The following is a 22498-nucleotide window of genomic DNA, read 5'->3' as shown; positions in this document are numbered from 1 at the left end:
GCATCCATGCCATTCAATAGCATGTTGATTTTATTGAAATTTTTCTTTTACCTGTAAACGCCAGATACAACACCGTTGCCGGAGGCGTCAACGCCGTATACAGTCCTGCCATGGCCATTCACCTTGCCCTGCTGCTCACCCTGCTCGAAATCCTGGCCCTTGGCAGCGTTCTGCTGCTGTGGGCCAAACAGGTGGCCGGTGCCCGGTTGCTGGTGGTGTTCCTCCTGGGTGTGGCGACGTGGATCGTTGGCAACGAATTGCCCAACTGGGCAGGCCTGGGCAGCGTGCCGGTCGCCATGGCCCTGCTGTCTTCGCTCACCTTCACCTCTGCCGCCTTCTTTCACTTCTGCGTGATCTTCTGCGGCGCGCCATTGCACCGGCACTGGGTGCGCGCGGGTTATGCCATGGCGATGCTGGTGGCGCTGTTGTCGCTTGTGCGTTCACCGGGCGACTTCGTCCACTTTCCGCCGTTCACCGGCTTTCAATGGGTGGTGGTGCCCAATGCAGTGGGCTGGGTTCACAGCCTGGCCTGGGGCATCCTCGCCACTGCGGGCCTGCTGGTGCTGGGCTGGGGCTGGCTGCATGCGCCCTCGCCGCTGCGCCGCAAGCAGTTCGCCTCGATTGCCATCTCGTGTGCCTGGGGGCTTCTGGCCATTTCCGGCTTTGCCTTTGCGGCACTCGGTTTCGAGCACTATCCCTGGCCGGTGCTGACCATGCCGGTGTTTCCGCTGCTGCTGGTGTATGGCGTGCTGCGCTACCGGGTGTTTGTCGTCAACGTCTGGGCACGGCGCGCGCTGGCGTCTGCCATCTTCATCGTGCTGGGGCTGGCGGTGGTGTCGCTGACCGTGCTGCTGCCGGTTGAATCGAAATGGCTCAACGCCGCCGCCGTGGCAACCGCATGCTTCATCCTCAGCGGTCCGGTGTGGCGGTTCGCCTCGCGCCTGGTGTACCCGGGCGGCACACCCTCTGCGGGCGATCTGCGCCAGTGGCGCAGTGCCATGGGGCAAGCCGAATCCATGGCAGCACTGGAGGCGGTTGCCGCCACCCTGCTGTCCACCCGCATGGGCACGCCGCTGCAGATGCAGGTACAGGCCGATGGCGCGCCACCCGCCACCACCGACCGCAGCCAGCCGGGCCTGCTGTGCCATAAGGGCCCTCAGGGCGACTGGCAGACGCACTTGCTGGGTTTTGAAGAAGCGCCGCCCGGCCAGCGCCATCTGGCGGCGCTGTTTGGCGATGCTCTGGCCGATGCGGCAGCGCAGGTCGAGCTGGCCGAACTGGCCCAGCAGCGCGAGCGCGAGCGCCAGTTGCAGGCGCGCCTGGCAGAACTGGGCTCGCTGGCGGCCACGGTGGCCCACGATGTGCGCAATCCGCTCAACATCATCGCCATGGCCGTGGCGATGGCCCCGGCCGAAACCCGGCAGGAAGTGGGCGAGCAGATTGCCCGCATCTCGCACCTGACCAGCGATCTGCTCGACTACGCCAAGCCCTGGCAGATTGCACCGGTGGCAACCGACTTGCACGCCCGCATCCAGGCCCAGGTACGCCATCGCCCCGAGGTGGAGCTGGGCGCCGCGCTGCAGGAGCCACGCATGGCCACCATCGACCCGGCCCGGTTCGACCAGGCACTGGGCAACCTGCTCTCCAACGCCTGCACGGCCGCAGGCAAACGGCGGGTGCTGGTGGATACCGAACTGCTGCCCGATGCGGTGCTGGTGCATGTGTGCGACGACGGCCCGGGCATTCCTGCCGATCTGCGCGAACGCCTCTTCGAGCCCTTTGCCTCACGCAGCCCCGGTGGCACCGGCCTGGGCCTGGCCATTGCGGCGCGCATCATGGCCGCGCATGGCGGCGCGGCCTCCGTGACCGAGCGCGCGCCATGGCGAACCTGCTTCACACTGCGCTTTCCACGGATTGCGTCCACTGATTCTTCGGCCTCCGGCCTGCTTGCACCATGACTTCTGCCGCCCCATCCACACCCTCGGTATCCGGCCACGTGCTGCTGGTGGACGACGAACCTGCCTACCAGCGCCTGGGCGCGAGCTTTCTGCGCCAGCTGGGCTACCGCGTGTCGGTAGCAGGCGATGTGGACAGCGCGCTGCAGGCCTTTGCGGGCGACCGGCCGCATGTGGTGCTGCTCGATCTGGCCATGCCGCCCAGCATGGACCCGCAGGCCGGGCTGTCGCTGATTCCGCACTTTGCGCAATCGGTCGTTGTGGTGCTGAGCGGCCATGGCGAGCGCGACATCGCACTGCAGGCGGTGGAGCGCGGCGTCTGGGATTTCCTGACCAAGCCCATCGACCCCGATGTGCTGCGCCTCGTGCTGACGCGCGCCATGCACAAGGCCCGGCTCGACGAGCAGGTGCGCGCCCTGCGCAGTGCCCAGCAGGGGCAGGACCCGGGCGAGATGGGGCTGATCGGCCAGACAGCAGCCATGCAGCAGTTGCGCACACTGGTGCAGCGCGTGGGTGCCACCTCGGTCAACCTGATCGTGCTGGGCCCCACGGGTACCGGCAAGGAGCTGGTGGCGCGCGCCCTGCACCAATGCAGCCCGCGCGCCGACGGGCCGTTTGCCGTGATCCACTGCGGCGCGCTGTCGGCCGAGCTGCTGGAGAGCGAACTCTTTGGCCACCTCAAAGGCAGCTTTACTGGGGCCCACCGCGACCAGCCTGGGCTGCTGGAGACTGCACACGGCGGCACCCTGTTTCTTGATGAAGTGGGCGAAATGCCCGCCCCCATGCAGGTCAAGCTGCTGCGCTTCTTGCAGGAAGGCAGCTTTCTGCCGGTGGGCGGGCGCGAACTACGCCGCGCCGAAGTGCGCGTGATTGCTGCCACCCACCGCGATCTGGAAGCCATGGTGCAGGCAGGCACCTTCCGCGAAGACCTGTTCTACCGCTTGAAAGGCATGGTGCTGCGTACGCCATCTCTGGCCGAGCGTGCGGCAGATGTTCCCGTTCTGGCAGCACGTTTTCTGAAGAATGTGGCACCGCAGGCGCGCCTGTCCGCCGACGCCATGCAGTGGCTGCAGTCGCGTGACTGGCCGGGCAATGTGCGCCAGCTGCGCGCGGTGGTGGAATCCGCTGGCGCGCTGATCACCCCGGGCAGCGCCCTCGTAGATGCCGAACTGCTGAAATTTGCCAACGGCGACACCACCCACCTGCCCGAATCCCCCGGCGCCGACGCAGCAGGCACCCAGGGCACTGCCGCCGATGGCCACGGCGCGCTCGATGCAGCCATGCTGGAGCTGGAGACCCGCATGCTGCGCGATGCCATGGCGCAGGCTGGCGGCAACCAGTCCGAGGCGGCGCGGCGCCTGGGCATCTCGCGCGTGGGGCTGATCAAAAAACTGGGCCGGCTGGGCCTGAAGTAAGCATGGGTCTGCGATCCGAGCCGCCTGCGGCAATGGCACGGCGACATTCGCATGGCCCTTAGCTGCAAAATCGATAGCAAATAGCGCTTTCTGAACAAGCGCTGCAAGCCATTTTCATCAAACATCTGCAGAATCAGGCCTCGGCCACCATGTAGACCTTCTTCACAAACTCCTCCACCTCCCAGTGGCCCGTCCAGCCTTCGGGCATGATGAAATGGTCACCCACGCCAAACGCATGCACCGTGCCGTCCGGGTCTACCAGGCGGCATGCGCCTTCGACGATGTAGCAAAACTCGATGTAGCCGACGATGTTGGAGCGGAAGGTGCCAGCGGTCGACTGCCAGGTGCCGGAGCTCACCTTGCCGCCCAGCCCTTCAAACACATGCATGGTCTGGTACTCGGTATCGCCGCTGATCGGACGACTGGGTTTGCCGATAACGGGGTTGACCAGGGTCCTGGCGGGCCAGTGAACGATGGAGACGGTTTTTTCAGAGGTGCCGGACATGATCGCGAAAACTCAAAAAGGGAAAAGAAGTGATTATCGACGGGGCAGCGCATGCCCCACAGCGATTGCATCTACAGCAATTGGCTGATGCGTATCAGCGTTTTTTAGCATGTACCGACTGCCCCGAGCCAGATCCGCCCTCCGCAGTTGATCCCGGCGCATCGGTAGGCGCTGTCAGGTGTCCGCGCAAGGTGGCCAGTATCTCTTCAGACAGTTGCGGGTTGCCCGCTGCCGTGGCGCGCGCCAGCACCAGGGCGCCCACCATGCTGCTGAGCGTGACAATGGTCCGGGTGCGGCGAGCGGCCGTATCCTCGCCCGGCAACACGTCCATGAAGCGCGCGATATTGCGCTCTACCCCCTGGGCAAACACTTCCGACATTTCCGGCCCGGCGCGCGCGGCATCGGCAGCCAACGCCGCAGCGGGACAGCCCTCGCCAGGGTGATCGCGGTGGTCTGCAGAAAGATAGCCCTGCACCAGCGCGTGCAGCCTGGCGGTAGATGCCGCATCCGCATCCCCTGCCCCCGCCGCGGCCAGGCCATCGAGCGGTGTGATCGTCCAGTCAAAGGCGCGCAGGCAAGCCTCGCGTGCCAGGGCGTCCTTGGATTCGAAGTGCCGGTACAGGCCGCCATGCGTCAACCCGGCGTCGCGCGTGATCTCGGCCACGCCCACACCATCCAGACCCTTCTGTCGGTACAGGCGCGCTGCGGCATCCACGATTCCTTCGCGATTTTCGGCGGCCTGGGCTTTGCTGACTTTCATACGTTAGATGATAACCATCATCAAAACTCAGTATGATGACGATCATCATCAATACTGCAAAACAGGCCTTGGCCACTGCAGACGAAAGGTGCGATATGAATCGACGGGTGGTCATCACAGGCCTGGGCCTGGTCTCCCCTCTGGGGTGCGATGTGGAGATGGCATGGCAGCGGCTGCTGGCAGGCCAGTCGGGCGTGCGCGCCCTCGCCAGCGAGGTGGGAGAAGGCACGGGGGTCGCCATTGCCGGACGGGTTCCCGGCCTGGACGAAGACCCCCAGGCCGGCTGGAATGCCGAGGCCGTCATCTCCGCCAAGGAGTTGCGCCGCATGGACCGCTTCATCGCCTTTGCCCTGGGCGCGGCAGACCAGGCGCTGGCGCATGCGCGCTGGACGCAGGGCGGTGCCGACCAGCAGGAGCGCGCGGCAACCATCATCGGCTCTGGCGTGGGCGGCTTTGGCACCATTGCAGAAGCAGTGCGCACCACAGACACCAAGGGCCCGCAGCGCCTCTCGCCTTTCACGGTGCCTGCCTTTCTGGCCAATCTGGCAGCAGGCCAGGTGTCGATCCGGCACCAGCTCAAGGGCCCGCTCGGCGCGCCGGTCACCGCCTGCGCGGCCAGCATCCAGGCGATTGGAGACGCGGCACGCCTCATTCGCAACGACGAAGCCGACATGGCCCTGTGCGGCGGCAGCGAAGCCACCATCGACCGCGTGGCCCTGGGCAGCTTTGCTGCTGCCAAGGCGGTGGCCACCCGCTTCAACGATGACCCGGCGCGCGCGTCCCGCCCTTTCGATCAGGCACGGGACGGCTTTGTCATGGCTGAAGGCGCGGGCCTTCTGGTGCTGGAGTCACTGGAGCATGCACTGGCGCGCGGAGCCACGCCGCTGGCCGAAGTCGTGGGATACGGCACGTCGGCAGACGCCTACCACATCACCTCCGGGCCGGAAGATGGCGCGGGCGCCGCGCGCTCCATGCGCAACGCCTTGCGCAATGCGCGCCTGCAGCCCGGTGACATTCAGCATCTCAACGCCCACGCTACCTCCACGCCCGTGGGCGACAGGGGCGAGCTGGCGGCCATCCGCGAAGTATTTGGTGGCGGTGCAGAAGCTGGTTCAAGTGCAAGCGCGGACGCAGCGGCAGGCCCCTCCATCACCGCCACCAAATCTGCCCTGGGCCACATGCTGGGCGCGGCGGGCGGTGCGGCGGCCATCTTCACGGTACTGGCGCTGCGCGACCAGGTCGCACCGCCCGTGCTCAACCTCGAAAACCCGGACCCGCTGACCGAAGGCCTGGACCTGATCCGGGGCGAGGCCCGGCCGCAGCATATCGAGCACGCCATGCTCAATGGTTTTGGTTTTGGTGGTGTCAATGCCACGCTCATTCTGAAGCGTTATACGGGTTGAGGCCTCGCGCCTGGGTTTGTCACCCGCGCAAACGCCAAAAGCCCATGAAAAAGGCGGTCCGCAGACCGCCTTTCTCTCTTTTGCCCACCGGGGAGACCAATCCCCGGTGTGTCTTGCAGACCCGCTGATCAGTGGAATTGCTCTTCCTCGGTCGAGCCCGTCAGCGCCTTCACGCTGGAGCTGCCGCCCTGGATGACGGTGGTCACGTCGTCGAAGTAACCGGCGCCCACTTCCTGCTGGTGCGACACAAAGGTGTAGCCCTTGTCGCGAGCGGCGAATTCGGGTTCCTGGATCATTTCCACGTAGTGCTTCATGCCTTCGCCGCGAGCGTACTCGTGGGCAAACTTGAAGGTGTTGTACCAGTTGCTGTGAATACCGGCCAGCGTGATGAACTGGAACTTGTAGCCCAGCGCAGACAGGTCTTCCTGGAAGGATGCGATCTGGCTGTCGTTGAGGTTCTTCTTCCAGTTGAACGAAGGCGAGCAGTTGTACGACAGCAGCTTGCCGGGTGCAGCCGCATGCACTGCCTGGGCAAACTCGCGGGCAAAGCCGATGTCAGGCACACCCGTTTCGCACCACACCAGATCGGCGTATGGCGCGTAGGCCACACCGCGGCTGATGGATTGCTCCAGACCGTTCTTGACACGGTAGAAGCCCTCTTGCGTACGCTCGCCGGTCAGGAAAGCCTGGTCATTCGCATCGTGGTTGCTGGTGATCAGGTTGGCGGCTTCCGCATCGGTGCGGGCCAGGATGATGGTGGGCACGCCCATCACATCGGCGGCAAAACGTGCGGCGATCAGCTTTTCGCAGGCTTCGCGGGTCGGCACCAGCACCTTGCCACCCATGTGGCCGCACTTCTTGACGGCGGCCAGCTGGTCTTCAAAGTGAACGCCTGCAGCACCTGCGGCAATCATGTTCTTCATCAGCTCGAAAGCGTTGAGCACGCCGCCAAAACCGGCTTCCGCATCGGCCACGATGGGCAGGAAGTAGTCGATGAATTCCTTGTCGCCAGGATTGACGCCCTTGCCCCACTGGATTTCATCGGCGCGCTTGAAGGTGTTGTTGATGCGGCGCACCATCGTCGGCACCGAATCGTAGGCATACAGCGACTGGTCGGGGTACATGGTTTCAGAACTATTGCCGTCGGCAGCCACCTGCCAGCCCGACAGGTACACCGCTTCCAGCCCAGCCTTGGCCTGCTGCATGGCCTGGCCGGCAGAGATGGCACCAAAGGCGTTGACGTAGCCCTTCTTGGCGCCGCCATTGATCTTTTCCCACAGCACATCGGCGCCGCGCTGGGCCAGGGTGTACTCTGGCTGCAGGCTGCCGCGCAGGCGCACCACGTCGGCTGCGCTGTAACCACGCTTGACGCCCTTCCAGCGAGGATTTTGTGCCCAGTCCTTTTCCAGGGCGGCAATTTGCTGTTCGCGGCTGAGTTGTTGGTTCAGTTTCTGAGACATGGGGAACTCCTATCAAAAAAAGGTGGTAGTTGAAAACTGTGGGAAGAACCGGAGGACCGCTGTGCTGTCCATGGCTTTAACTGTACGCCCGATCGTCCACTATTTTTTGTCTTATGTCTTATATAAGACCAAAATTAAATCATTTAAAATCATAAAATTATGTATTTAAAACCACATTATGAAATTCAATTTCTCGTATTGAGAAATTTTTGCGCAATGCAGCATTTTGAAATTTCATAATGCAAAAAGCCATTTTCATTGCTGAAAAATCATGCTGCCGCGCAGCAATTTCGATAGCAACCGGGCGCCCGCGGCAGGCATCCATCCGCAGAGCATCGCCTCTTCATTGCCAGGCACGCCGCACCGGTCGCCTGCGCGGCGCATCTGCCACGGATGGCTCTGGCATGATGATCGCCCGGCCCCATGGCAGGTCGGTGACAGCCACCCCTGCACACCCCGCAGAAAGAGCCTCCAGCGGCTGTCGCACTATTTCTTTCAGCTATTGATTTATGAGCAATATCAGCAAACCGCTGGCCTATACCTACCTGGCACTGAGCATGTCGCTGGTGGGCGCCTATGTCGCGCTCTCCAAGCCACTGGCAGCCGTACTGCCGGTGCTGCTGCTGGCCTGGCTGCGGTTTGGCATCGGTGTCGTGGCCATGGCAGGCTGGCTGCGGCGCCCTGCGGGCGAGCCACGGCTGTCTGGCCGAGAGCGCGGCCTGCTGTTCCTGGAATCCTTCTTCGGCAACTTTCTCTTCACCATCTGCATGATCACCGGGGTGTCGATGACAGGCGCCGTGGCGGCGAGCGTGACCATGGCGGCCATTCCGGCGGCCATTGCGCTTTTCAGCTGGCTGTTGCTCAAGGAGCACATCACCGGCCGCGTGCTGTGCGCCATCGGCCTGGCTGTTCTGGGCATTGCCTTGTTTGCCTTTGCCAAACCTGCACACGCACCCGCGCAGGGTGAGGCCGCCCAGCACAGCTGGATCGGTCAGTTGCTGCTGATTGCTGCCGTGTTCTGCGAAGCCAGCTACGCGGTCATCGGCAAGAAACTCACGGCCAGCCTGAGCCCCAAGCGCATTGCCGCGCTCATCAACCTGTGGGGCTTTGTACTGACCATGCCATTTGGCCTGTACCTGGCCTGGCACTTCGACTTCGGCAGCGTGGCAGCACCGCTTTGGCTGCTGCTGCTGGGCTATGCGCTGGCAGCCTGCGTGTTCACCGTGTGGCTGTGGATGACGGGCCTGCAGGCGGTGCCTGCATCGCAAAGCGCGGTGTTCACCGTCATGCTGCCGGTCTCCACGGCGCTGGTAGGCGTGGTGTTTCTCGGCGAAACGCTCACGGGCCTGCAGCTTCTGGCGTTCGCGATAGCGGTGTCTAGCCTCGTGTTGGCCACGGCTCCGTTGCCCGGGCGCGAACGCAGCCCTGCCTGAGCCTCCTTTGCACACACCCCGGCAAATGGAATGTGCATGGACCGCGCCAGACCGCGTTCAGACCTCGGCAGGGCATTTTGCAGCAAGCGCCACTCACACAACCCAGCAAATCGTAGATTTGCGGTTGAGACGAAGCGCCCCCGGCAAAGCAACGACGTATCAAGAGAAAGAGTTGTAGTTGTGTTAGCGGCTCCAAATGCCCCAGGCATGACCCCACGAGTCGGCAGGTGTTGTTACCTCGCAAGGTCTTCCTCGCCAGCAGCCGGTATTACAGAAGAGATGCGAAAAAGACGCAATTCTTTATTGAAATCAAATAAAAACTGTTTTTGATTGATAGTTGTAATCCATCAACAAAGGTCAGCGGGCCTGAAAGAAGCAACATTTCGAGGCAAAAAATTGCTCCCCTCCCTTGGAAAGCCCTTTTTTTACCGTTAGCATGGCTGTAACCAGCGGAGGGAATCTCTGTCTGGCAGACAAAGATATTGATACAAGGAAACCAACACATGGCAACTGCATCCAAGACCGCTGCAAAGACTGCTGCTCCTGCCAAGAAGCGCACCCCTAATGCTGCTTTCATGAAGCCGCTGACTCCCAGCGCTGAATTGGGCGCCGTGGTGGGCACCGCTCCACTGCCACGCACCGAAATCATCAGCAAGCTGTGGGTCTACATCAAGGCGCACAACCTGCAAGATGCCAGCAACAAGCGCATGATCAATGCCGACGACAAGCTCAAAAAGGTATTTGGCAAGCCACAGGTTTCGATGTTCGAAATGGCTGGCCTGATCGGCAAGCACGTCAAGTAAGTCCTGTACCAGTTACCGGCCCCGCAGGCCTGCCGCACAAGGCAGGCGCTGCCAAAGAACCAGCCGCTTCATGCGTGCTGGTTTTTTTATGCGTGCACAAAGACGCTCTCTTTCGGGCGGATCTCCTGATTCCGGCAAAGCGGTTCCCCGGCCACGCAACCCCGCTTCACCCCATCACCTGGCCCTTCTCCACCATTGCACCCTGCTTCGCGGCTGCTGTTTTGGTCTGCGGCCACCCGGTTCCGGTTACATATGGGCAGCGCAACTTGCGCACACTCCCCTCGAAAGCTCCATTCCGCAGCGCACAATTGTGAAGATTTTCAGGTTTTTTGTTGCTTTTGTGCAAAATTCAAAATAAGAATCAGACTCATTTGGCGTAGCATTACGACCCGAGCGAGTGAAGAAGAGCGCGAGGGTCTGCGCTGCGTACTGATGGCGCCGCCTTCGCCTTTTCCCTCTGCCAGCCAACATCTGTCATGCCAGCGTCTTTTTGGGACGCTGGCATTCCCGTTTGAGAGCTTCATAACATCCTGCCTTAGGAGAAAAACTTGTCCAAGAAACGCCAAAACCGCCAGCGCGCACACCAGGCGAGCCTCGCTGTGCGTGCCTCTGCAGCGCCAGTGTCCAACGTGGCTGACAAAGCCATACTGCCTCTGGGCGCACTGATGCTGGCCGCCTCCGTCAGCAGCTGGGCCCAGACGCAGCCCGCCCCTGCAGCCCCAGCCGCAACCCCGGAGACCACGCTGGGCACGGTGACGGTTAAGGATGCAGCCGAAGTGCAGAGCAAGGACACGATCATGGTCAAGAAGACCACGGTCGGCAAAGGCAACCAGGACATCAAGGACATTCCGCAATCGGTAACGGTGTTCACCGAAAAGCTGATGACCGACCGCAACCAGGATGACTTCCGCGACGTGCTGCGTACCACCGCCGGCGTGACCTTCCAGGCGGGCGAAACCGGTGAAGAAGATGTGCGCCTGCGCGGCTTCTCGCTGGGTCAGGCTGGCGACATCTATGTGGACGGCATGAAGGATGCCCCTCTCTACGAGCGCGACACCTTCAACCTCGACCGCGTGGAAGTGCTCAAGGGCTCGGCCTCGATGCTGTTTGGCAAGGGCTCGACCGGTGGCGTGGTCAACCAGGTCAACAAATCGCCCCTGCTGATCGACCAGAAGGAAGTCAGCTACACCTTCGGCACCGGCCAGTTCCATCGCGCGACCGGCGACTTCAACTTTGTGACTGGCGAGAACGCAGCCCTGCGTCTGAACGCCATGATCAACAACGATTACAACTATGGTGCCTTCCAGAAGAAGCGCGGCATTGCGCCCACCTTCTCGTGGGGCATCGGCACGCGGGATGAGTTCTCGATCGGCGCCTACTATCTGGACATCAAGGGCCGTCCCAGCTACAACCACCCCTGGCTGACGGCTGATGGCAAGATCATTCCAACCCTGCCAGCCAAGAACTTCTATGGCTTGAACGGTGACCACCTGAACACCTCGGCCAAGTACCTGACCCTGGGCCACATCCACCGTTTTGACGACGGCGGCGAGCTCAAGACCCGCGTGCGCCACGGCAAGTACGAGCGTGACCTGCTGGCCTCGACCATCGGTTTTGCCAACCCACGCCCCACCGTGCTCAGCGATATCACCGACAGCACCCAGCTGACCCGTGGCTCGAAGGGCCGCATCGGCGAAAGCACGATGACCCAGCTGCAGAGCGACTACACCAACAGCATCAAGCTCGGTGGCATGAAGCACGACATCATCACCGGCTTCGACTTCTATAACGACGATGCCGACCGCAACAGCAACGTGGCCAACACCGGCACGCGCCCCAACACCAGCGTGGGCACGCCCAACAATGGCGACTGGGTGCCTGACAACCGTGGCCCGATTGCCTTCAACACCTTCAAGGCCCGCAACCTGGGTCTGTATGCCCAGGACACCATGTCGCTGACCAACACCGTCAAGCTGGTCGGTGGCCTGCGCTATGACCACTTCAAGGCTTCGTACCGCAATGCGGACGGCAGCCTGTCGAGCGAGCGCAGCGACGGCCTGTGGAGCCCCCGCATCGGCCTGATCTTCCAGCCTGATGAGCTGAGCAGCTACTACATGTCGTACGGCACCTCGTACAACACCTCAGGCGATACCTACCAGTACGCCGTCAACATCAGCAACGGAACCAGCCGTACCGCCAACACCGACCCTGAAAAGAGCCGCAACTTCGAAATCGGCGGCAAGTGGGAGCTGTTCGATCGCAAGGCACTGGCCGGCGTTGCCCTGTTCTACAGCGAGAAGTACAACGAGCGCAACACCGACCCGGACACCACCGCCACGCAAGAGCTGCTGTCTGGCAAGCGCCACGCTGCAGGCATGGAATTCAACTTCGCCGGCCGCATCACACCTCAGTGGGAAGTGATGTGGAACCACACCTGGATTCCCCGTGCCAAGATCGACAAGAGCAATGTGGTGTTGGCTGCCAATGGTGGCGGCGCCCAGGTGGAAGGCGACCGCCCAGGCCTGACCCCCAAGCACAGCGGCAGCGTGTGGACCACCTACCAGGTTCTGCCCAAGCTGCGCATTGGTACCGGCCTGACCTATCGCAGCGCGCAAAGTCCAGAAGGCGCCCGCCAGGTGCAGGCATCGGGCTTCACCACGATCGACGCCATGGCCGAATACACTTTCGACCAGAAGACTTCGCTCAAGCTCAACGTCACCAACCTGACCGACAAGCTGTATGCTGATACGCTGTACCGTGGCTTCTACCAGCCAGGTGCTGCGCGCGCCGTACAGATGACTCTGAAGCACCGCTTCTAAAGTCAGCCAGTCTCCAAGGCCTGAGGGCGTGCGCATCCAGCGCACGCCCTTTTTTCATCGCCGGATTGCCCATCGATTTCTGCCATGTTTCTTCACGTCCCCAAGCTGCTGACCCCAGATGAATTGAACCGCGCCCGCGCACTGCTGGACCACAGCCCTCACTGGAGCGATGGCGCCACCAGCGCCGGAGCGCAGGCCGTGCACCAAAAGCACAACCAGCAGCTTGCGCAGGACAGCGATGCCTCGCGCGAGCTGCAGGATCTGGTGCTTGCAGCGCTCAAGCGAGACCCGCTGTTCTTCTCTGCGGCCCTGCCCAAGCGCATCTTCAACCCGCTGTTCAACCGCTATAGCGGCGCCAGCAACTTCTATGGCGAGCACGTCGATGGCGCGGTGCTGCATTCCAGGGCCACGCAGCAGTGGGTGCGCAGCGACATCTCGTGCACCCTGTTTTTCAGCGAACCCACCGAATACGAAGGCGGCGAGCTGGTGATGCGCGAGCATTTTGGTGAAAAAAAGATCAAGCTGGCCGCTGGCGACATGATCCTCTACCCCGGCAGCACCGTGCACCAGGTCATGCCGGTGACGCGCGGCACACGCCTGGCGAGTTTCTTCTGGGTGGAAAGCATGGTGCGCTCCACCGAGCAGCGCCAGATGCTGTTTGACATGGACATGCAGCTTTTGCGCCTGCGCCAGCAAGTGGGTGAGCAGAACCCGTCCATCATCGGCCTCACAGGCACCTACCACAACCTTTTGCGCCTTTGGGCAGATGTATAAAGCGCGATTAGCTACATTATTCATAGCAAACTGAAGCTTTCAGGACATGACCGCCCCTACGCCCACCCTGCTTCCCATTCCACCGGGTACCATCAACCTGGCCGATTACGAACGCCATGCACAGGCGCGCATGGATGCCAATGCCTGGGCCTATTTCAGCGGCGGTGCAGGCGATGAAATCACCCTGCGCGCCAATGCCAGCGCCTGGCAGCAGATCGAGCTCGCGCCCCGCGTGCTGCGCCCGCTGGCCCACGGCAATACACAGATGCAACTGCTGGGCCAGCGCCTGGCACACCCCTTGCTGGCAGCTCCCATGGCCTTTCAGTGCCTGGCGCAGGAATCGGGTGAAATCGGCATGGCCTATGCCTGCGCCGCCATGGGTGCGGGGATGGTCGTCAGCACCCAGGCCAGCCAGCCGCTGGATGCCATTGCCGACAGCTACCTGCAGGACGCGGCCCGTGGCCCGCTGTGGTTTCAGCTCTACCTGCAGCATGACCGCGCTTTCAACATCGACCTGCTGCGCCGCGCAGAAGCGGCGGGCTACCAGGCCCTGGTGGTGACGGTAGATGCCCCGACCAGCGGCGTGCGCGACCGCGAGCGGCGTGCCCAGTTCAGGTTGCCCGCAGGCATTGGGCCCGTCAACATGGCAGGTCTGCCTGCTGCCGAGTCGGTACAGCTCACCCCTGCCGACAGCCCCTTGTTTGACGACCTGCTGCGCCATGCACCCACCTGGGATGACATTGCTTGGCTTCGCAATCAGACGACTTTGCCGATTCTGCTCAAAGGCATTACCCATCCGCTTGATGCGCAGCAAGCCGTGGAACTGGGGGCCAATGGCATCATCTGCAGCAACCATGGCGGCCGCACCCTGGACACCATGCCTGCCACCGCCCGCGTGCTGCCAAGCGTGGTGGCTGCCGTGGGCGGCGCTGTTCCCGTGCTGGTGGATGGCGGCATCCGGCGCGGTACCGATGTCTTCAAGGCCCTGGCGCTGGGCGCATCGGCCGTGCTGGTGGGCCGCCCCCTGGTGTATGGGCTGGCCACCGCCGGTGCAGCCGGTGTAGCCCATGTCATCCGGCTGCTGCGCGATGAGCTGGAGGCCGCCATGGCGCTCACCGGCTGCCCCAGCATCGCCGATATCGGCCCTGCCCTGCTGGCTGGGGACTGGCGCAGCTAGCAAAGCAGGACTTTTCCACTTCAAAATAAGGAGCAAATATCGCACATCCTGATTGGGATTGACATCAATTTCATCCAGAAAAGGTCATAGCCAATGCGCATTACCGCAACACAGCATCCCTATCGCTTTCATGTGATTATTGCGAATGCGACAAATTCTTATTTATAATTCACCCAACATTTATCACTAGCCAGCCACCACGCTGTTCATCACACCATGATCGTTTGTGTTTGCCGTCGGGTCTCGGATCGAGAGATTGCACGCCACGCGCATGCAGGCATGTCGTTTGATGAAATCCAGTTCGAACTGGGTGTTGGACTGCAATGCGGTTGCTGCGAAGGCTGCGCCCGCGATGTGGTCGAACAGTGCAGCGCGTCGCGCCCGGTTGCCGCTTTACGTAACGAAGCGATGACACAGCCGGTCCAGCTTGCCAAAGCCATTACGGAAAGCAAAGCATGGAACTCCTCGCCGCTGTCACAGGCAGCCTGATCCTGGTCGCTGCCTCCATCTGGTGGGTCTTTCAGAAGTAAACCGCCATTGATTTGCCGTGCTGCGGCACTCTGCCCGCAGCACTTTTTATCGCCTTATGCATCCTTCAGACCCTACCAGCCCCCCCAAGAATACGGGGCGTAACATCATGGTCGCGGGATCAGTGCTGGCAGCACACGTTGCCGGCCTGTGGGCCTTGCAGGCGGGCTTGCTCAAAAGCGCTGCCGTCGAACTGCCCAAGCCTGAACCCGTGGTGGTGCAGCTGATCGCGCCTGAGCCCATGCCCGTGGTGGCCCCGCCTCCACCGCCTGCGCCCAAGCCGCCGCCTCCCGCACCAGCACCCAAACCACAGCCCAAACCCACGCCAGCGCCCAAGCCCATGCCCAAGCCGCAGGCGATCAAGGACCCGACGCCAGCGCCCAACGCCGTCAAGGGCAGTGCAGAGCCGCAACCGCCAGCGCCGCCCATTGAGGCGCCGACGCCGCCCGCGCCGCCGACCCCACCGTCTCCGCCGCCAGCGCCTCCTGCGCCGCCTGCCCAGCCGGTGATCCGCCTGCCCGATGTCAATGCCGCCTACCTGAGCAATCCGCTGCCGCCTTACCCGAGCATCAGCAAGCGCATGGGCGAGACGGGGACGACCATCGTGCGCGTCCACATCGACGAAGAAGGCAAGGTGCTCGACATTCAGCTGAAGAAATCCAGCGGCTATGACCGCCTGGACCAGGCTGCACTCGATGGCATCCGCAAGTGGCGCTTCAAGCCCGGCACGTCCAACGGAACCCCTCAACCCATGTGGGTCAATGTGCCCATGAAGTGGGAACTCAATTAAATATTTCGGAAACAGGAAAAGCTATGGACTCGCAATTCGGCATCGCCCACGTCTGGGCCCAGGGAGATTTCGTGACCAAGGCAGTCGCCTTGATTCTGGTCGGCATGTCGCTCGCCTCTTGGATCGTGATCATCATCAAGGCGCTGGACATCGTGCGCTTCAAGAAGTACGCCCGCAGCGCACAGGACTTCTGGCACAGCGCCGACTTCGCCGCTGGCCTGGACAAGCTGGGCGCCCAAACCGACAACCCCTTCCGCCAACTGGCCCTGGAAGGCCGTGAAGCCACTTCCCACCACCGCAAGACGGCCGAGCACCTGCATGACTCGCTCGACATCAGCGACTGGGTGACGCGCTGCCTGCGCAACGGCATCGACGAGTTCACCGCCCGTGCGCAATCGGGCCTGGCCGTGCTGGCCTCCGTCGGCTCCACCGCTCCCTTCATCGGCCTGTTTGGTACCGTCTGGGGCATTTACCACGCGCTGGTCGCCATCGGTCTGTCGGGACAGGCGTCGATCGACAAGGTGGCCGGCCCCATCGGTGAAGCACTGATCATGACGGCCCTGGGCCTGGCAGTCGCCATCCCCGCCGTGCTGGGTTACAACGCGCTGGTGCGCGGCAACAAGTCGGTGCTCAACCGCTTGAACAGCTTTGCCCATGACCTGCACGCCTTCTTCGTGACCGGTGCACGCCTCAATGTGGAAGGTGGCAGCGCCCGTGCCGTGGTGACGCCGCTGAAGAAAGGGGCCTGAACATGGCCTTCGGAACCCAAGACGAATCCGATGAGGTGATGAACGAGATCAACATGACGCCGCTGGTCGACGTCATGCTGGTGCTGCTGATCATCTTCATCATCACCGTGCCGGTGATGAAGCACTCGGTGAACGTGGATCTGCCGCGCGCCGAGAACGTGCAGGAGGAGACCAAGCCCGAAACCATCCAGCTGGCCATCCTCTCGGACGGCAGCTACAACTGGAATGGCCAGGCCGTCACCGACGCCGAGCTGGAGCAGAAGCTGCAGGCAGAAGCCACCAAGGAACCGCAGCCCGAGCTGCACATCCGTGGTGCGCGCGATGTGCTCTACGAAAAGGTGGCGCAAGCCATGGCCGCTGCCCAGCGCAGCAACATCAAGAAAATCGGCTTCATCACCGACCAGGCCGCCAAGTAAGCAAAATTGGTATCGCCACCACAACAAGGGCTCCTGCAGGAGCCCTTTTCTGTTTTGCACTGCAGTGGCCGCAGCTCGCTCTTGCCGCGCTCATCGCGCCCATGCCCTGCCCCTGTTCACACCCGTGCGGTGCCCGCAAGGCATTTCAACGGCATTTCAACCATTTCCTGACGCATGCGCCAATGCAGCATACGCATATAGCTATTATTTCGATAGCAATCAATGCCATTGCGCTTCGTCAGGGCCGCTCGCTCCACAACACCGTGCCCTCAGGTTTACCCCAAAAGCAGCCTGCCGGACCAGCCTCTACACTGGTCTCAGGATCCTGGGCGAGCTGCACTGGCCGAAGCAGCGGCTGGCATTCACTCTCCAGCGCCTCCCCTGACCTGTTACCGTGCAATGAGGAGACATTTTGAAGACTGAATCCGGCCAACCATTCCCCTCCCTGAGCCGCCGCCAACTGCTTCGCCTGGCAACGGCTGCCTCCGCTGCAGGCACCACCAGCTGGACCCTGGCCTCTGGTGACAAACCAGCGTTCCCTACCAAGCCTGTGCGTGTCATCGTGCCTTTTGCCGCAGGGGGCGCCACCGATGTCCTCGCCCGCGCCGTCTGCGACAAGCTGGGACAGCAGATAGGCCAGCCATCCATCGTGGACAACCGCCCGGGCGCCGCAGGCCTGCTCGCATGCGACGCCGTCGCCAAGGCGGCGCCCGACGGCCATACCTTGACCCTGGGTACCACCAGCACCATGCTGTCCAACCAGTTCATGTTCAAGAAACTGTCCTATGACCCGCAAAAGGACCTGGTGCCGGTGGTACGCATCTGCTGGGCGCCGATCGTGCTCGTGGTCAACAGCAAGCTGGCCGCACGCAGCCTGCCGGAGCTGATGGCCCACGCCAAGGCCAACAAGGGCCAGCTCACCTACGGCAGCTACGGCATCGGCTCGCAAGGCCATCTGGCGCTGGCCACCTTGAGCAAGGTCACGGATTCGGACATGACCCACATCGCCTACAAGGGCGAGGCCCCCATGGTGCAGGACCTCGTGGGCGGCCAGTTGATGATCGGCATCGGCAGCATCCTCTCGCTCAAGCAGCATATCGACAGCGGCAAGCTGCGTGCCATCGCCTTCACCGGCCGCACCCGTGTGCCTGCCCTGCCCGACGTTCCCACCTTTGCCGAGCTGGGCCACCAGCAGGATGCGTTCACCGTCTCGGGCTGGCTGGGGGTGGCGGCCACTGGCAGCACACCGGCGGCCGTGGTAGACCAGTTGGGCGCACAGATTCGAAAGACATTGCAGACCCGCGAAGTCAACGCCCGTGTGCTGATGGCTGGCTTTGTGCCACTGACCGACGACAGCCCGCAGAAATACCAGGCTGACTGGAAGCGGGAGCTACCGATCTGGAAGCAACTGCTGCAGGACGCGGGCGTGCAGCCCACCTAAGAACCTGTTCTAAGCCGAAGCACAGGACGGCACGCGGGGATAGCGACAGATACGTGCCGGACGGGCGCACCCCCTGCAGGCCAGCGGTTCAGGCGGGCTTGCCTGCGTGCCCCTCTTGTGCTGCGCCAGCGTGTGCCGCCACAGCCATATCCGGGCCCGGAAAAACAGGCGCCCACTGGCTGCGCATGCTCTGCGCCTGCGGCTTGCGGCGAGCCGGAGGCGCTGCAGTGATGCTCCCCAGGCTGATGAATCCAGCAAGAAACTCATGCGGCCCAACACCCAAGGCCGCTTTGAGCGGGGGGTCAAAACAGCGATCACCGCTGAGCAAAATGCCGCCAAAGCCCAGCTGGTGCGCCGCATTGAGAAAATTGCCGATTGCGGCGCCAGCGCCAAGCCATTGCTCACGGAAGGGAACATTCCTGCGCTCCTGCAGCGACACGATGAAGGCGAGCAGAACGGGGCTGCGCGTCGCATGCTCCATGGCGCGGTCGAGATCGGCCCGGGAGGCGAGCGGGTCGCGGCGCAGCTTCTCCTCCATGAACAGACAGGCCAATGCCTGGCGCTGATCCGGCTCGAACGTGAGCACGCGCCAGGGATGCAGGCTGCCATGGTCGGGGGCGCAGAGCGCCGCTTCAATCATCAGATCCATGTCCTCCTGCGAAGGCCCTGGCTCACCCAGGCGCTTGGGCGAAATGGATCTGCGCCCCGTCAGCGCGGCCAGCGCCGCCCTTTTTCTGGATGCCGCAAAAACCTGCTTGAGCTCTTCGACGGAATCGGTCAGGCTGCGGGCCCATTCCAGCACCTGGAGACCCGGCTCGGTGAACCCTGCAAATGGGTCTCCCCAAACCACCAGTTTCTGCCCATATTCCGCCTCTGCGCGCGCAATCGACTCCTGCAGCCCCTCGCGGGAGAGCGCGCAAGCGCGTGCCGCACCGCCCCAGTCGAGCGTGCGCTGCAAGGCCAACAACTGAGGCGCAATATCCACCAGGTGGAGATCTGTGGGCAACGATTCTGCGCGCATGGGCATGGCATCTCCGGCATGGGAACTGGCTTTTAGGGTTCAACGACGAAACCTCAGCGGAAGGCCGAGATCCCGCCACCCCCTGCAACAGAATCCGTCCTTGCATGAGGTCGGCAGTGAACCATTCGGCAATCGCTATTATATTTTGGAATAGCGATACAAGAAAAGGCCTTCCAGGCCCCATCAGCCATGAGGCTTGAACCTGCTGCCTCTTGATTCCAGTCAATGTCGCCAAGCACGCTGCGTATGGGCAGCCCTGCACCTTGACGACGAGCAAGCGGCAAACACCTCCTACCGGCACTGCACCTCCCACTCAGAGAGCCGGGCTCTTGAAACAAACCGCGCCTTTCGGCGTCAGGGGAATACCTGGGTGTGTCTGGCTCTCAGCCTGAATGGTCGGCCTGTTCAGCGGCCATCGTCAAACAAGGCACCATGGGGAACCCGGTGCATGCGGCTGATGTCCACTCCATTGGCCGCAGCCACTGAAAGCAGGCCTGTATAGAGCTTGTCGTCCATTTCCGGTGTGCGTGACAACACCCAGCAGTACCTGCATCCATCTCCGACGACAACCGCGTGCTGATAGTCGTCGTCCACATGCACCACGTAGTACCCGGAGTAGAACGGACGAAAGAACGAGACCTTCAAAGAACCATCCGTTGGTGCCCCGATGAATTGGGCTACGGCCTTTGCAGACTTCCAGACGCCCTTCTCGGGATCAAACCCCTGGTTAAACACACGCAGCGAGCCATCAGCGCCAAGGCGGTAGTCTGCAGTGCATGATGTGAGCCCTTGTTCAAAGAAGTAGTCGATCCGGGCTATCTCATACCAGTGTCCCAGGTAGCGCTCAAGGTCAAAATCCTCGACCGGAAGCACATCGTCCGGTACCGAAACACGCTGCGCAAAGTACCATCCGGCGACGATAGCGGCGCCTCCCGTGAGAATGCATGTTGCAGCGCAAGACGTGGAGCGACGCGAAGAAGGCAGCTTTCTTTCCATGGAACTCCCTTTCGAAACCTTGTTTATAGGTGCTCCAGAGGCGGTTTCAGGTAGGAAATCCTCCAGAAGATCTCTGTGCAAGCCTGCCTGGTGCTCCAGAAAACAAGCCGGTACCAGCGAATTTTTTTCCTCATCAGGTTCGCTGCACTGTAGGAGACCCCATGCAGGATGGCGTGTGGAGTAGCGATTCATCGAGATATCCAGCCAAGCAACTGAGCGATAGACCTACGCCCCCTGCGCTCGGGCCCCGGCCTAATGGTTCTTTTGAGGAGGCTCCATGACTCGAAAACCAGTCAAAGGCACAACCACGCCAGAAGTTGAAGTCGATACAACCTCGCAGCAGACACCATCCAACCCTGGTTCGTCTGCAAAACTTCCCCATGAGCGCGACCAATCGATTGGCGCGACCCGCAAGGAACCGCACCCGGAAGTCCAGCAGGCATTCAAGGATGTCAAGCGCGGGCTGGAAAACACCGACGCCCGGGGCACGGATGGACGCCCATTGGGCAGCAAGAAGCCCGCTGAAGGATAGGTAGAGGAATGCACCCGCATTCAATGAAAACCGCTGCGAGCTGCAGCCCGCATTGAGAAAGCCGCCCATGTGGGCGGCTTGGTTCGCAATTTCGATTTACAACGCTGGTACTGGCTGCTCTGCTTTCAACTCAGATAGCTCTCGCTCAACTATTTTCATCCGATCATGCTGTAAAGATCCTACCAAAGGCTCCAAAACCTGCAATTGCCTGAACTCTTCCTGCAAGCGTTGCAGGTACTGGAAGACTTTGATTCCTGTTCTGTCTGGATTTGTCATTTTGTCCCCCTTTGCTGCAGGACTCCCCTGCTTGGGCAAATGACCCATTCACTGTATGCCTATCTGCGCCCAGGAGCATCAATTGTTTCAACTTCGAACAGCCGTTCTGGCCAGATGGCACTACGTCGGTGCGGCCCGACGGACTACAGCGGCATGTCCGGGCAAGGCGTACTCTGAACTTGCAGTGTCCGCCAGCCCTTTATGGGGCGAAACAGCGGAGATACTGCGTCATCCACCGCCAGTTCATCAGGAGATCGACATGACGAACCAACAGCAACCCAACCAGCACGACCAGAAGCCCGGTCAAAAACAGCAAGACCAATCGAATCCCCAGAAGCCCGGTCAACAGACCGATCAACAAAAGCAGGACCAGCAGAAAAAGCAGATGTAGCTGATGCCACCTTTGAGGAATCCATGCCCGCAAGGGCGAGCGACCTCCGGGTTGCGCCCAGGGCGGGCTGCTTCCAACGACTCGGTCTCACCCACCTGCTCTACCCTGGGTTCATCCGGGAGAAGCGAAAGTTGCAATGGCTTGCCCCGCTTGCCAGCGTTTGGGTTCTCTCCAGGTGCACACCGCGCGTCGCATAGTCGTCGAAATCAAGGCCGCAGATACTCGACAGGATTTCCCTGTCTCCATGTTTTGCCGCGAACTTGCAAAAACCGCAGGCCTGGTAGTTGATGCCAAACTCAAAGTTCTCGCCAGGGCCTGGCTCCACAAACTCGTAGGCGAAGTCATCCGGAAACTGTTGGCGATGCGCCTGCGTCATGCTCATTGCCGCCTGCTCCTTGATCGCGGCTTGATTCTCCGGCGACAGATACTGTCGCCCAGCGGCAAGCCTCTGTGCCTCTGGCTGCAAGAGCCCTTGCTCCTTCAGCGTCAGACGGCCAATATCACTGATGACCTGCAGCGGTACACCGTGCCGCTGCAGCACACGGCCTATTGCCAAAAAGCCGATGAGCCTCATGAAAAAGTGGCTCATACGATTGGCGTTGCCGCCTACATACGGCAATTGCGTGAGCACAACCTCAAACTCGGCCAGTACCTCGTGCTGAATGCCCTCGGTGTCGGTGAGCTGCGTGCGTTCACGTATCAATGGTGCTGCCAAAGCCATGCGCTGGACCATGCTGGAGACCATGGCGTCACGGTTTTCTTCATAGTACGGATGGGTGGAGTGAGCCATGGGATGCCTTCCGGATCAAGATGCAGCAGGTGAGCAGGCTGCCATCTCAGAGCTTATGACGGAT

The 22498-nt window shown here is 61.8% G+C and carries 24 protein-coding genes; 15 read left to right on the top strand and 9 right to left on the bottom strand.

The features are described 5' to 3' along the window. Positions 1 to 110 precede the first annotated feature (110 nt). Together ABIE32_RS04695 and ABIE32_RS04690 are read left to right on the top strand one after the other, a co-directional pair. Positions 111 to 1958: an ATP-binding protein gene (locus ABIE32_RS04695; RefSeq protein ID WP_429014394.1), complete on the top strand. Its 1848-nt coding sequence runs from the start codon at positions 111 to 113 to the stop codon at positions 1956 to 1958. Next, positions 1955 to 3370, top strand: a complete 1416-nt coding sequence (locus tag ABIE32_RS04690) for a sigma-54-dependent transcriptional regulator (RefSeq protein WP_429014393.1) — start codon at positions 1955 to 1957, stop codon at positions 3368 to 3370. The genes ABIE32_RS04695 and ABIE32_RS04690 overlap by 4 nt, the downstream gene beginning before the upstream one ends. 133 nt (positions 3371 to 3503) lie before the next feature. On the opposite strand, the gene ABIE32_RS04685 is transcribed toward ABIE32_RS04690, so the two are convergent. Together ABIE32_RS04685 and ABIE32_RS04680 are read right to left on the bottom strand one after the other, a co-directional pair. After that, positions 3504 to 3875 (bottom strand): cupin domain-containing protein, encoded by a 372-nt coding sequence (locus ABIE32_RS04685; RefSeq protein WP_429014391.1) that lies wholly within the window; start codon positions 3873 to 3875, stop codon positions 3504 to 3506. Between the two features lie 94 nt (positions 3876 to 3969). Beyond that, positions 3970 to 4635: a TetR/AcrR family transcriptional regulator gene (locus ABIE32_RS04680; protein ID WP_429014390.1), complete on the bottom strand. Its 666-nt coding sequence runs from the start codon at positions 4633 to 4635 to the stop codon at positions 3970 to 3972. Positions 4636 to 4730: 95 nt separating this feature from the next. On the opposite strand from ABIE32_RS04680, the gene fabF reads away from it, so the two are divergent. Further along, complete coding sequence (gene fabF, locus ABIE32_RS04675) at positions 4731 to 6038, top strand: beta-ketoacyl-ACP synthase II (protein ID WP_429014389.1); 1308 nt, start codon at positions 4731 to 4733, stop codon at positions 6036 to 6038. A gap of 128 nt (positions 6039 to 6166) precedes the next feature. Here the strand turns inward: fabF and aceA are convergent, their stop codons facing one another. Together aceA and ABIE32_RS04665 are read right to left on the bottom strand one after the other, a co-directional pair. After that, entirely contained in the window at positions 6167 to 7498 is a 1332-nt protein-coding gene (aceA, locus tag ABIE32_RS04670) for an isocitrate lyase (RefSeq protein ID WP_224152027.1), read from the bottom strand. A 157-nt stretch (positions 7499 to 7655) separates the two neighbouring features. After that, positions 7656 to 7823, bottom strand: a complete 168-nt coding sequence (locus tag ABIE32_RS04665) for a hypothetical protein (RefSeq protein ID WP_429014388.1) — start codon at positions 7821 to 7823, stop codon at positions 7656 to 7658. Between the two features lie 184 nt (positions 7824 to 8007). On the opposite strand from ABIE32_RS04665, the gene ABIE32_RS04660 reads away from it, so the two are divergent. Next, on the top strand, positions 8008 to 8931 hold the full coding sequence (locus ABIE32_RS04660) for a DMT family transporter (RefSeq protein WP_224152025.1): 924 nt from the start codon (positions 8008 to 8010) through the stop codon (positions 8929 to 8931). Between the two features lie 268 nt (positions 8932 to 9199). On the opposite strand, the gene ABIE32_RS04655 is transcribed toward ABIE32_RS04660, so the two are convergent. Beyond that, the gene (locus ABIE32_RS04655) at positions 9200 to 9508 is read right to left on the bottom strand and encodes a hypothetical protein (RefSeq protein ID WP_429014625.1); all 309 of its coding nucleotides are present in this window, start codon (positions 9506 to 9508) and stop codon (positions 9200 to 9202) included. On the opposite strand from ABIE32_RS04655, the gene ABIE32_RS04650 reads away from it, so the two are divergent. The 9 genes from ABIE32_RS04650 (at position 9435) to ABIE32_RS04610 (ending at position 18428) form a co-directional block, all read left to right on the top strand. Next, entirely contained in the window at positions 9435 to 9734 is a 300-nt protein-coding gene (locus ABIE32_RS04650; protein WP_184707359.1) for an SWIB/MDM2 domain-containing protein, read from the top strand. The two genes, ABIE32_RS04655 and ABIE32_RS04650, sit on opposite strands and share 74 nt — an antisense overlap. A 665-nt stretch (positions 9735 to 10399) precedes the next feature. Beyond that, positions 10400 to 12553, top strand: a complete 2154-nt coding sequence (locus ABIE32_RS04645; protein ID WP_429014615.1) for a TonB-dependent receptor — start codon at positions 10400 to 10402, stop codon at positions 12551 to 12553. Positions 12554 to 12637: 84 nt separating this feature from the next. Continuing rightward, on the top strand, positions 12638 to 13327 hold the full coding sequence (locus ABIE32_RS04640; protein WP_224152024.1) for a Fe2+-dependent dioxygenase: 690 nt from the start codon (positions 12638 to 12640) through the stop codon (positions 13325 to 13327). Between the two features lie 46 nt (positions 13328 to 13373). After that, positions 13374 to 14504: an alpha-hydroxy acid oxidase gene (locus ABIE32_RS04635; RefSeq protein ID WP_429014386.1), complete on the top strand. Its 1131-nt coding sequence runs from the start codon at positions 13374 to 13376 to the stop codon at positions 14502 to 14504. A 216-nt stretch (positions 14505 to 14720) separates the two neighbouring features. Further along, complete coding sequence (locus ABIE32_RS04630; protein ID WP_184707353.1) at positions 14721 to 14993, top strand: (2Fe-2S)-binding protein; 273 nt, start codon at positions 14721 to 14723, stop codon at positions 14991 to 14993. A gap of 97 nt (positions 14994 to 15090) precedes the next feature. After that, positions 15091 to 15822 (top strand): energy transducer TonB, encoded by a 732-nt coding sequence (locus ABIE32_RS04625; protein ID WP_429014385.1) that lies wholly within the window; start codon positions 15091 to 15093, stop codon positions 15820 to 15822. A gap of 23 nt (positions 15823 to 15845) precedes the next feature. After that, positions 15846 to 16571 carry a MotA/TolQ/ExbB proton channel family protein gene (locus ABIE32_RS04620; RefSeq protein WP_429014383.1) on the top strand — a complete coding sequence of 242 codons (726 nt, stop codon included), beginning with the start codon at positions 15846 to 15848 and terminating at the stop codon, positions 16569 to 16571. A 2-nt stretch (positions 16572 to 16573) separates the two neighbouring features. Next, positions 16574 to 16987 (top strand): ExbD/TolR family protein, encoded by a 414-nt coding sequence (locus ABIE32_RS04615; protein WP_224152020.1) that lies wholly within the window; start codon positions 16574 to 16576, stop codon positions 16985 to 16987. A gap of 412 nt (positions 16988 to 17399) precedes the next feature. Further along, positions 17400 to 18428, top strand: coding sequence for a Bug family tripartite tricarboxylate transporter substrate binding protein (locus ABIE32_RS04610; protein WP_429014382.1), 1029 nt, complete (start codon positions 17400 to 17402; stop codon positions 18426 to 18428). 88 nt (positions 18429 to 18516) lie between these two features. On the opposite strand, the gene ABIE32_RS04605 is transcribed toward ABIE32_RS04610, so the two are convergent. Together ABIE32_RS04605 and ABIE32_RS04600 are read right to left on the bottom strand one after the other, a co-directional pair. Further along, positions 18517 to 19455: a nitroreductase family protein gene (locus ABIE32_RS04605; protein ID WP_429014380.1), complete on the bottom strand. Its 939-nt coding sequence runs from the start codon at positions 19453 to 19455 to the stop codon at positions 18517 to 18519. A gap of 399 nt (positions 19456 to 19854) precedes the next feature. Then, entirely contained in the window at positions 19855 to 20637 is a 783-nt protein-coding gene (locus ABIE32_RS04600; protein ID WP_429014378.1) for a lipocalin family protein, read from the bottom strand. An 85-nt stretch (positions 20638 to 20722) separates the two neighbouring features. Here ABIE32_RS04600 and ABIE32_RS04595 point away from each other — a divergent pair, with 85 nt between their 5' ends. Continuing rightward, a complete protein-coding gene (locus tag ABIE32_RS04595) occupies positions 20723 to 20977 on the top strand; it encodes a hypothetical protein (RefSeq protein WP_429014377.1) in 255 nt (84 codons plus the stop codon). Between the two features lie 96 nt (positions 20978 to 21073). On the opposite strand, the gene ABIE32_RS04590 is transcribed toward ABIE32_RS04595, so the two are convergent. Continuing rightward, positions 21074 to 21253 carry a hypothetical protein gene (locus ABIE32_RS04590; protein ID WP_224152015.1) on the bottom strand — a complete coding sequence of 60 codons (180 nt, stop codon included), beginning with the start codon at positions 21251 to 21253 and terminating at the stop codon, positions 21074 to 21076. Between the two features lie 259 nt (positions 21254 to 21512). On the opposite strand from ABIE32_RS04590, the gene ABIE32_RS04585 reads away from it, so the two are divergent. Continuing rightward, the gene (locus ABIE32_RS04585) at positions 21513 to 21644 is read left to right on the top strand and encodes a transcription initiation factor TFIID subunit D10 (protein WP_224152014.1); all 132 of its coding nucleotides are present in this window, start codon (positions 21513 to 21515) and stop codon (positions 21642 to 21644) included. Positions 21645 to 21744: 100 nt separating this feature from the next. Here ABIE32_RS04585 and ABIE32_RS04580 read toward each other — a convergent pair whose 3' ends face one another. Beyond that, entirely contained in the window at positions 21745 to 22434 is a 690-nt protein-coding gene (locus ABIE32_RS04580) for an L-2-amino-thiazoline-4-carboxylic acid hydrolase (RefSeq protein ID WP_429014375.1), read from the bottom strand. Positions 22435 to 22498: the final 64 nt, after the last annotated feature.

Source organism: Comamonas sp. 4034 (assembly GCF_050434545.1).
Classification (GTDB): domain Bacteria; phylum Pseudomonadota; class Gammaproteobacteria; order Burkholderiales; family Burkholderiaceae_C; genus Comamonas; species Comamonas odontotermitis.
Note: the sequence above shows the minus strand (reverse complement) of the source record. Positions and strands in the feature narration are given on the sequence as shown.